General features: G+C 59.6%; 2 protein-coding genes and 4 pseudogenes. 2 read left to right on the top strand and 4 right to left on the bottom strand.

Features of this window, described 5'->3' with window-relative positions; genetic code table 11:
* Window positions 1-373: 373 nt before the first annotated feature.
* Window positions 374-1,118: pseudogene (locus NKH03_RS34360) on the bottom strand (IS110 family RNA-guided transposase); the annotation flags it as partial.
* 4 nt (window positions 1,119-1,122) lie between these two features.
* Between NKH03_RS34360 and NKH03_RS34355 the strand changes: the two are divergent.
* Window positions 1,123-1,365, top strand: a pseudogene (locus NKH03_RS34355) (Tn3 family transposase); the annotation flags it as partial.
* Between the two features lie 405 nt (window positions 1,366-1,770).
* Here the strand turns inward: NKH03_RS34355 and NKH03_RS34345 are convergent.
* Window positions 1,771-1,928: pseudogene (locus NKH03_RS34345) on the bottom strand (IS6 family transposase); the annotation flags it as partial.
* 355 nt (window positions 1,929-2,283) lie between these two features.
* On the opposite strand from NKH03_RS34345, the gene NKH03_RS34340 reads away from it, so the two are divergent.
* Window positions 2,284-2,505, top strand: a complete 222-nt coding sequence (locus tag NKH03_RS34340) for a hypothetical protein (RefSeq protein ID WP_352608298.1) — start codon at window positions 2,284-2,286, stop codon at window positions 2,503-2,505.
* Between the two features lie 709 nt (window positions 2,506-3,214).
* On the opposite strand, the pseudogene NKH03_RS34335 reads toward NKH03_RS34340, so the two are convergent.
* Both NKH03_RS34335 and NKH03_RS34330 read right to left on the bottom strand, forming a co-directional pair.
* Window positions 3,215-3,382: pseudogene (locus tag NKH03_RS34335) on the bottom strand (transposase domain-containing protein); the annotation flags it as partial.
* A 58-nt stretch (window positions 3,383-3,440) separates the two neighbouring features.
* Window positions 3,441-3,782, bottom strand: coding sequence for a hypothetical protein (locus NKH03_RS34330; RefSeq protein WP_352973273.1), 342 nt, complete (start codon window positions 3,780-3,782; stop codon window positions 3,441-3,443).
* Window positions 3,783-4,165: the final 383 nt, after the last annotated feature.

Here is a 4,165-nt window from a genome sequence, read left to right as displayed (position 1 = left end):
ATGTGCCGCTTGCGGCCCTTGACCTTCTTGCCGGCGTCGAAGCCACGAACTCCGCCGCTTTCGGTGGCCTTCACCGACTGGCTTCTCTATTCGGCGGTTTGAAGTCAAGCGCCTCCTGGTTCTTTTTTGCTTTTCCGGCATTGGACGTCTTTCGCGGGGCCTTGCTTCTTTCCGAGATCGGCGCTCTGGCCCTGCCCTCTATGGGGATTCAGAAGAATGGGTGGAACAATCTGTCGAGCGCCTTGATTGCCGATGATGGGCAATCGAGCCAAGCCAATCGACGAACTCACCTCATTCTCGTCCCGCGAAGGACAGCTTTTCCACCGGTGGGTGGAACTGGTGTCCCCGTCGGGGGGCGACGTTTATCAATTGTTCAGCCGGCGACCGGCATCATTTCCGTCCTGGTCCAGCGGAACTGTGTGCCGTCGCTCCAGATGCGATGCATGAATCACCGCCAGCCGGCGGGCGAGCGCAACGATGGCTTTCTGCTGGCCGCGCCGCTTGGCGACGTCCATCGCCCAGGCCTTCAGCCAGGACCATTTCGTCACCCGCGTGAGCAGCGTCTGCGCGGCCTCGTAGAGCAACGATCGCATCATGCCGTCGCCGCATAACGAGATCCCGCCCACCCGGCGGCTTTCGCCCGATTCATGGAGCGCCGGCGTCAGGCCCAAAATCGGACCGACCGCCTTGGAGTTGCGGAAGCGGGCGGGGATATCGATTGTCGCGGTGTAGGCCAGCGACACGACGGGGCCGACACCGGGGATCGACATCAGCCGACGGCAAACCTCATCATCCCGGATGATCGCCAGAAGCTTGAGGTGCAGGGCGGCATAATTATGGCGCAGCTTGCGGCGCGCGTCGAGCAACGGTTCGATGATCTCGGCCAGATCGGGCATGCCTTCGGTGAGCTCGCGGATCCGCTCCTCAAACTTGACCGCACCGACCTTGCCAACATTGAGACCGAAGTTGCGCAACAGCCCGCGGATGTCGTTCTCGATGGCAATCGCCTTGTCCTTTAAGAGCTTGCGCGCCGTCAGCAGCGCCCGGCGCTTCTGACTCATCAGGGTCTTGACATGCACCGGGCGGAACAGATTGACCCGCATTATCTGCGCGATCCCGCGCTCCCGCGTGGCGCTTTCCCGCGGTGCGCTCGATCGGCGCCTGATCTTGTGCCTCTACGGATTGGGCACGAATGCCGGTCTGAAGCGCGTCGCGGCCGGATACGCGGATGTCAGCTACGAAGAACTGCTTCATGTCGGACGACGCTTCATCCATCGGGACACGCTGGAGGCGGCTTGTGGGCGCGTCGCCAGTGCGACGCTGGCGATCCGCAACACCGCCATCTGGGGCGAGGCCGGCACGGCCATGTCAGTCCGCAACGTATTTGCGAATGACCAAGCATATGCCGTGCCAAACGATAAATCGGTTCGGAACAATACGGTAGCTCGAACGCAGCTGTGTCGCATGTCCGACCTCGGCGAACGCTGTGTAGCTTTTGTTGCCACGGCTGTATGGGAGCGCAGAGGTTTGACACGTGGCCAATTCCGCGGCAAGGATTTGGAATTGCTTGGCCAGGGATGGATTTGGATTGTAGGCGAAGCTCGCCTTGTTGCTTACGCATCACGTGAACCATTTCGATACCCGTTTAGGATGTTCGCGTCTGATGCTGGTGATTTGAAGCCGAGCATCGGCCGGATGCGGCGATGAGCCTGTTCCGATCCGGTTATTCAGGTATTTACTCTTGCGGATCCGGATAGGCGTCAGCCGACGGCGACGGATCGTCTCGTAGGAAATGACGATGCCGCGCTCGAGCAGCATTTCTTCGAAAATAATGCAGGCTCAGCGGAAATCGATAATTCAGCCACCGCGTGGGCGATGATCTCGGGTGGGAACCGATGCCGTTTGTAGCTGATCTGCGAAGTGTTCATCCCCGCATCTATCGCAGCGATCCCTGACAAGCGGCTACGGTGACAACGCCCGGCTGAGCCTGATGGTCGATCAGCGATAGGTCTCGACATGGAGGATGCCGACGATCTGGTGGACCTCCTGAACACCGCAGACCTGAAACGCAGGGTCGCCGTGGTGACTTTTGATCGGAACCAAACCGGCGGCGAAGAATGATCGGTCCTTTTTGTGCTTGATCAGAAAGGACGCGAAAAACCGTCCGAAACTCACTGGTTATAGCTCGCATGTGGACCATCAACTTGGTACCTTTCCAAACTTGATTTCTTCGTTTGGTGACCCATAAGATGGCCGCTTGGGGTTCTGCACGCGAGGATTGTGATGAAATCTCAAGCGGTCTATAAGCCCGTGGCCACAGCGGCGGTGGACGCGGTGATCGGTCCCCTCCCGATTGGCAGCATCGTATCAGTCCGGGACACGATTGCGGCAGTCCGCAAAGCTGATCCGGATTTGCAAGTGACCGACTGTGAATTGGTCGAGACCATCATGGACTTGGCCACGCTTCACGGTCAGTTCGTGCAGTTCGACCTCAGGGGGCCCTGATGCTCCTCGGTTTTTCTACTCTCCGGTCGCCATTAAGACCACCGGTCCGTGGCGGTGTCCGGTGCAACATGAGCCACGTTCAGGGGGCCAAGGAACAGCTTCTTCAGTGGCCCAATAGAGGCCTATCTGGCGGCAGATGCCTGCTTAGCCGCTATCGACGCCCCCACGAGGTTTGAAAGGCGTTCGTTGGGACCGCTACGAGGCAGGGATGCTACTCCTCGATCGCTAGGAGTACTCTGAGTACCTGTCACCCCCGCTCATGCCACTCTCCGCGCCGCGCCAGCGGTCGGATTGATGGAACCAGCCGTCGGCCCGCACGTTATATCGCGTCGATGCAAAGGGAGGCAGCAACAAGACGATGCTGCTCGGCTCCGTGGCCGAGGCGTCCGAGCACCCGCCCGGCAACAGGGCATATTGGTGGACAGAACAAAAGGCCGCGCGCATGACTGGCTGGACGCCGCCGCCGGCCCGTGACACTGACGACGATGCAACCGACCGCCGGTCTTGCGCGTTTGTGAGCGTCTGCCGCGCCGAACGCAGTGGGCACGATGAAAACCGGAGTACCGCTGCTCATAGCGACGGCGCCTAACCAATGCTTCTCGCCGGCGATCGAGGTGCCAGATATCACTTCGACTGGGCTGCTTGCGGCGCAGGCCCGGGCGTAGTCCAGCCCAAACTTCCTGCCCCAGCCACGGATCCTCTGTAAGCGCTATTTTCGCTGCGCGTTGACGCGGGCGCTTTCAAGGGATGGCCTTCGAATTGTTGCTTTGGCGAAGTTGAAGGGCAGCAGATCGTAGATATCAGCGTCCTCGTTGCGTTGAGGCAATTCAGTGAGGACGTGGCGCAGCCACGCTAACGGCTCGACGCCACAGGCGCGGGGCGGATGCGGTGTGAATCCGGCTGGCCACCCAAAGATGAGCAGCCAGCCAGAAAATTCACTTCAGCTTCACGACAATCCCTCCGGCCGACAGATTGAGCTTCAATCCCGACGTGGTCGAATGGAAATGCACGATGACGCCATTCTGATTTTCGAGTGCCACGACGCTGCCGCCGCCCGCGAGTGTCGCACCTGCGCCGGCCGCGACATAGGTTCCGGCGACATCCTCGACCTTCTTCAGATTGTAAACGGTTCCGGCGCCGTCAATTCGCTCGGCTCCGATATCGATGAAGGTCAATCCCGAAACGGTGAAAGGATAGGATTTACCCTCGAAGTTCAGGGCTCCGGCACCCCACGTGTAGCCAACGCCAGCAGCCACGCTGCCGCCGGAAAATGTCATGGTTGCATCGGCGGGCCTCTGAACTGCTTCTGCTGTCGCAAAGAAGGAAATTCCGATGAGGGAAAGTACGGTCAGACAGATAAGACCAAGTCGTTTCATGTGAGTTCTCCTTTTTGGCGGGCGATTGGAATCTGTCATCGGTGACATCGCCCCTTGTTAATTCACGTCAAGCAAAGGCGGAATAATCCGTTTTTATCCTGGCTCCTCTATCCTGGCTCCGAGGAAGGGGTACCCGCTTCAGCTCTCGGCACCGGGGGAGGACACGAGGTGCAATGCAGCAGCGGCGGTGGCGACTCCCCTTGGGCGACGGCTCGGACCACGATCTTTGCTGGTGGGTTATCACCTTAACTCGCGTTCAGGGATTTGCGGCATAGACCGATGGC

It is taken from the genome of Mesorhizobium sp. M1406, assembly GCF_040317555.1.
In the GTDB taxonomy this organism is placed as follows: Bacteria; Pseudomonadota; Alphaproteobacteria; order Rhizobiales; family Rhizobiaceae; genus Mesorhizobium.
This window is presented reverse-complemented; position numbering and strand designations above follow the sequence as displayed.